Source organism: Streptomyces otsuchiensis, from assembly GCF_004305975.1.
Classification (GTDB): Bacteria; Actinomycetota; Actinomycetes; order Streptomycetales; family Streptomycetaceae; genus Streptomyces; species Streptomyces otsuchiensis.
In genome coordinates, this window is sequence record NZ_BHZI01000350.1 from 1 (window position 1) to 5,143 (window position 5,143).

Annotated in this window: 4 protein-coding genes; 1 reads left to right on the top strand and 3 read right to left on the bottom strand. The window is 74.7% G+C overall.

Features of this window, described 5'->3' with window-relative positions:
• Positions 1 to 22 precede the first annotated feature (22 nt).
• Complete coding sequence (locus E0D90_RS23320) at positions 23 to 1,999, top strand: anthranilate synthase family protein (protein WP_174856251.1); 1,977 nt, start codon at positions 23 to 25, stop codon at positions 1,997 to 1,999.
• 70 nt (positions 2,000 to 2,069) lie between these two features.
• Here E0D90_RS23320 and E0D90_RS23325 read toward each other — a convergent pair whose 3' ends face one another.
• The 3 genes from E0D90_RS23325 to E0D90_RS23335 all read right to left on the bottom strand — a co-directional run bounded on the left by E0D90_RS23325 (position 2,070) and on the right by E0D90_RS23335 (position 4,960).
• Positions 2,070 to 2,807 carry a response regulator gene (locus E0D90_RS23325; protein ID WP_227870433.1) on the bottom strand — a complete coding sequence of 246 codons (738 nt, stop codon included), beginning with the start codon at positions 2,805 to 2,807 and terminating at the stop codon, positions 2,070 to 2,072.
• Positions 2,808 to 2,884: 77 nt separating this feature from the next.
• The gene (macS, locus tag E0D90_RS23330) at positions 2,885 to 4,162 is read right to left on the bottom strand and encodes a MacS family sensor histidine kinase (protein WP_227870432.1); all 1,278 of its coding nucleotides are present in this window, start codon (positions 4,160 to 4,162) and stop codon (positions 2,885 to 2,887) included.
• Positions 4,163 to 4,165: 3 nt separating this feature from the next.
• Entirely contained in the window at positions 4,166 to 4,960 is a 795-nt protein-coding gene (locus E0D90_RS23335) for a lysophospholipid acyltransferase family protein (RefSeq protein WP_103501720.1), read from the bottom strand.
• Positions 4,961 to 5,143 lie beyond the last annotated feature (183 nt).

Here is a 5,143-nt window from a genome sequence, read left to right on the forward strand (position 1 = left end):
GCCCGGCCCCTCGCGCCACCCCGTGGCCGACCTGCTGCCACACCTGCTCTCGCCCTCCGCCCCGCCCTTCGCCCTGCTGCGCCGTCGCACCCCGGGACGCGACGCGGACGTGGTGGAGGTCATGACCGGTGAGCTACGTCACCTCGACCGGCTGGACCAGCTGCCCGTCGGCCCCCGCGCCGCACCGGGCGCCCTGGCGCTGGTCCCCTTCCGGCAGATCGCCGAACGGGGCTTCGAGGTGACCGACGACGGCACACCGCTGTCGGTGCTGGTGCCGCGCGAGCACCACGAGATCCCGGTCGGCGAGCTGCTGCCGCTGCTCCCCGGCCACCGGGTCTCCGTCCGGGACGAGGGCTTCGACCTCGACGACGCCGCGTACGCCGAGGTGGTCCGCCGCGTCCTGGACGAGGAGATCGGCACCGGGCAGGGCGCCAACTTCGTGGTCCGCCGCACCTTCCGGGGAGCGGTCGACGGCTACCGTCCGGCCGACGCGCTGGCCCTCTTCCGGCGGCTCCTCACCGGCGAGCACAACGCCTACTGGACCTTCGTGGTCCACACCGGCGAACGCACCCTGCTGGGCGCCAGTCCGGAGGTCCATGTGCGGATGAGCGGCGGCACCGTGGTGATGAACCCGATCAGCGGCACCTACCGCTACCCGCCGGAGGGCCCGGACACCGACGGGCTGCTGGAGTTCCTCGCCGACCGCAAGGAGCGCGAGGAACTGTCGATGGTGGTGGACGAGGAGCTGAAGATGATGTGCGCCGTCGGAGACCTCGGCGGCACCGTCGTCGGCCCACGGCTGCGGGAGATGGCCCACCTCGCCCACACCGAGTACGAGCTGCGCGGCCGCTCCAGCCTGGACGTGCGCGAGGTGCTGCGGGAGACGATGTTCGCCGCCACGGTGACCGGGTCGCCGGTACAGAACGCCTGCCGGGTCATCCGCCGCCACGAGCCGGAGGGCCGCGGGTACTACGCGGGAGCGCTGGCCCTGATCGGCCGGGACGAGGGCGGCGCGCAGAACCTGGACTCCCCGATCCTGATCCGGACCGCCGACATCGACGCCGCCACCGGCGAGCTGCGGGTCGGGGTGGGAGCGACCCTGGTGCGCGGCTCCGACCCGGACGCCGAGGTGGCCGAGACCCACGCCAAGGCCGCCGGCGTCCTCGGCGCGCTCGGGGTGCGTCCCTCGCGTCCGGCCGGGCCGCCCCCGGGGCTGGCCGCCGATCCCCGGGTACGGGCCGCCCTGGACGCCCGCAGGGCGGCGCTCTCGCCCTTCTGGCTCCGGCTGCGCCCCGAAACCGCCGACGGGGCGGCAGAGCCCGGGAGGACGCCGCACGGGGCCGCCGGGCCCGGTGTGACGGCACCGGGCGGGACGGCACCCGGCGTCGTGGTGATCGACGGCGAGGACACCTTCACCTCGATGCTGGCCCACCTGCTGCGGTCCGCCGGGCGGACGGTCACCGTCCGCCGGTTCGACGACCCCGGCCTGCACGCGCTGCCCGCCACCCATGACGGCCCCGTCGTCCTCGGCCCGGGCCCCGGCGACCCCGCCGATCCGCACGACCCCCGGCTGCGCACCCTGCGCTCACTGGCCGCGACACTGCTGGCCCGGCACCGCGGCGGACTGCTCGGCGTCTGCCTGGGGCACGAGCTGATCGCCGCGGAACTCGGCCTCCCGCTGGCCCGTCGGGCTCGCCCGGCGCAGGGCGAGCAGGTGGAGATCGACCTGTTCGGCGCCTCCGAGACCGTCGGCTTCTACAACTCGCACACCGCGCTGTGCGACGCGGAGGCCGAGGCCGAACTCGCCGCGCACGGCGTGCTGGTGAGCCGCGCGCCGGAGAGCGGCGAGGTGCGGGCGGTGCGCGGCCCGGGCTTCGCCGGGGTGCAGTTCCACCCCGAATCGGTGCTGACGTTGCGCGGCCCCGAGATCGTCGCCGGACTGCTGGACGCGGTGACGGCTCCCCGGCCGGACGCGGTCCCGGCCGTCCCGCCGGGCTGAACCCGACGGCCCGAGGAGGCGCGTGAGAGCGGGGCGGGACGTACGGGCCCCTCCCCGCCCTCACGCGTGTTCACTCCTCGGCGGTGAGGCCGCGTTCGATGGCGAACCGGACCAGCTCGACCCGGTTGTGCAACTGGAGTTTGCCGAGGGTGTTCTGCACATGGTTCTGCACGGTGCGGTGCGAGATCACCAGCCGCTCGGCGATCTGGCGGTAGGTCAGCCCCTTGGCGACCAGCCGCAGCACCTCCGTCTCACGCTCGGTCAGCCGCGGCACGCGCGGCGCCTCGCCGGACCGTCGCACACCGGAAGCCGGTCCTTCGCCGGAGGGCGGTCGCGCACCGGAACTCGGTCGTCCTCCCGAAGCGCCCGGCGACTCCGGTCGTTCACCGGAGGCCGCCAGCCGCCGGAACTCACCGAGCACCAGCCCCGCCAGCCCGGCCGTGAAGACCGGCTCGCCACCGGCCGTGCGCCGCACCGCGTCGAGCAGGTCGTCGGCGCTGGCGGACTTCACCAGGTATCCCGTGGCCCCGGCCTTGACCGCCTCCAGCACATCCTCCTGCTCGCCGCTGGCGGAGAGCACCAGGACCTTCGGGGCGTCCGCACCGGCGCTCCGGGCCAGCCGCCGGCAGACCTCGGCGCCGGGCAGCCCCGGCAGGTTGAGGTCGAGCACCAGCACCTGTGGGCGGACGGCCAGCGCCCGGCGCACCGCCTGGGGGCCGTCCCCGGCGGTGGCCACCACGTCGAGACCCGCGGCGGCGAGGTCCCGTGCCACCGCGTCGCGCCACATGGGGTGGTCGTCGACGACCATCACCCGCAGCGGCTGCCCGCCGGGGCCGTCCTCCGGCCGCTCCCCGGGAGCGGAACCGGCCCCGCCCGTCGTCGTGTTCATCGCTTGGGCACCCTCAGCTCGACCTCCGTCCCCTGCCCTTCCACGGACACCCACTCGGCGCTGCCGCCCAGGTCGCGCAGCCGTCCCCGGATCGACAGCGACACGCCGAGCCGGCCCTGCGCCTCGGCTGCGGCCAGCCGTCCGGCCGGGATGCCCGGGCCGTCGTCGCGGACGGTCACCACGATGCCGGCGGGCTCGTCCTCCAGCAGGATCCAGGCCCGGCCGCGGGTGCCGTCCGGTCCGCCCGCGTGCTGGCGGACGTTGTCCAGCGCGGCGGCGACGGCCGCGTCGACCTCCCGCGCCGCCTCCGCCGTGAGTTCCACCCGCCCGGCGGGACCGGAGAACGTCACCCACTCCGAGGCGCGCAGCGCCAGGAGAGCGCCCAGGTCGAGCTCGGGGCCGTCCCCGTCCTCCGCGAGCGCCGGTACGCCGGTGGACGGCCCGGTGGGCACCGCGGGGGCCGGCCGCTCGCTCTCGCCGCGCGGGCCGGGCACCGTCTCCGGTGTGGGCTCGGACGGCCTCACCCCGGCGGCGGCGCCGTGGATGAGCCTCCGCAGCGCGGCCTCCTGTTCGCCCGCCAGCCGGCCGAGTTCGGCGTCGTCCCCGTCCTGCGACCCGGCGCGCCGCCGCACCATGGCGAGCACCTGGAGCACCCCGTCGTGGATGTCGCGGCCCAGCCGCTCCCGTTCCCGGGTGGCCGCCTCGATGCGGAGCGCCCGGGCCAGGGTCAGTTCACTGGCGCGGGCCACCTCGACCACATAGCCGATCGCGATGCTCGCCACGCACACCAGCAGCACGTTGTGGACGGTCAGCCGGGTGAAACCGGCGGTCAGCAGATTGGCGGCGCCCACGAACGAGGAGGCCAGCGCCGCCCAGCGCCAGCCCGCCTTGATGGCGAACGCGAGCACGGAGCCGGCCACCCAGATCGACGGCAGCGTCGGGACCACCACGTCGGCGGGATCGGCGACCGGGCTCAGCAGAATGCCGGTCACCCCCACCGTGAGGTCACCGGCGAGGAACCAGCGGGTGCACCGGCGGGCGGAGGAGGTGCGGCGCAGGGTCAGGGCGGTCCAGACGGTGAGCACGGCCATGTACCCGGTGGCGACCGCCGGGCGGCCGGTCTCCTCGTAGTCGCCGTAGGCCATGGCGAAGAGCGCCAGCGCGTAGCAGAGGGTCAGCACCCGGTAGCCGGTCAGGGCGTGCCACAGGGGCTGCTCCACGGATATCGCCTGCCGTCCGGACACCTCGCCGCCCCCAACCGGTCGCGTGGCCACGGGTCAGGTGGTCGGCGGGGTGTCCCGCCGGCGCTCCGAGCGCTGTTCCTCCAGGCGGTCCTGCTCCGCCCGTTCCCAGGCGCGCCGCTCGGCGCGCTCGGCGCGCTCGGCCTCGGCCTGCTCCTTGGCGGCGTCCTCGATCTGGCGCTTGGCGGCGGTGGCGTAGATGTCCACGTACTCCTGGCCGGACAGCTTCATGATCGCGTACATGACCTCGTCGGTCAGCGACCGCAGGATGAACCGGTCGCCCTCCATGCCCTGGTAGCGGCTGAAGTCCAGGGGCCGGCCGAACCGGATTCCCGGCCGCATCAGCTTGGGCAGGACCTTGCCGGGCGGCTGGATCTTCTCGGTGTTGATCATGGCCACGGGGATCACCGGCGCGCCGGTGGCCAGCGCCACCCGGGCGAGGCCGCCGGGCTTGCCCCGGTAGAGCCGCCCGTCGGGCGAACGGGTGCCCTCGGGGTAGATACCGAACAGTTCACCGCCCTCCAGCACCTGGATGCCGCTGGCGATGGCCGCCTCTCCGGCGCCCCGGGCACCGGACCGGTCCACCGGGAGCTGGCCGACGCCCTTGAAGAACGCCGCGGTCAACCTCCCCTTGACGCCCGGGGTGGTGAAGTACTCCGCCTTCGCGATGAAGGTGACCTTGCGGTCCAGCACCGCCGGAAGGAAGAAGGAGTCGGAGAAGGACAGGTGATTGCTCGCCAGGATCGCCGGCCCGTGGTCGGGCACATGCTCCCTGCCCTCCACCCACGGGCGGAAGGCGACCTTGAGCCCCGCACCGACGGACATCTTCATCGTGCCGTACAACAACCCGGGAACCTCCTGTGTTCTGCCGGGCACGACCTTACTGGGCTTTTGGGCGGGTGGCGCTGTCCCCGGCTCCACACGACCGGATCGTCGGCCGCTCTGCCGAACCCGGCGCGGACGAATTAGGGTGAGTGAGCACCCACGCCCCGCACACCCCCACCCGTCCCGGAC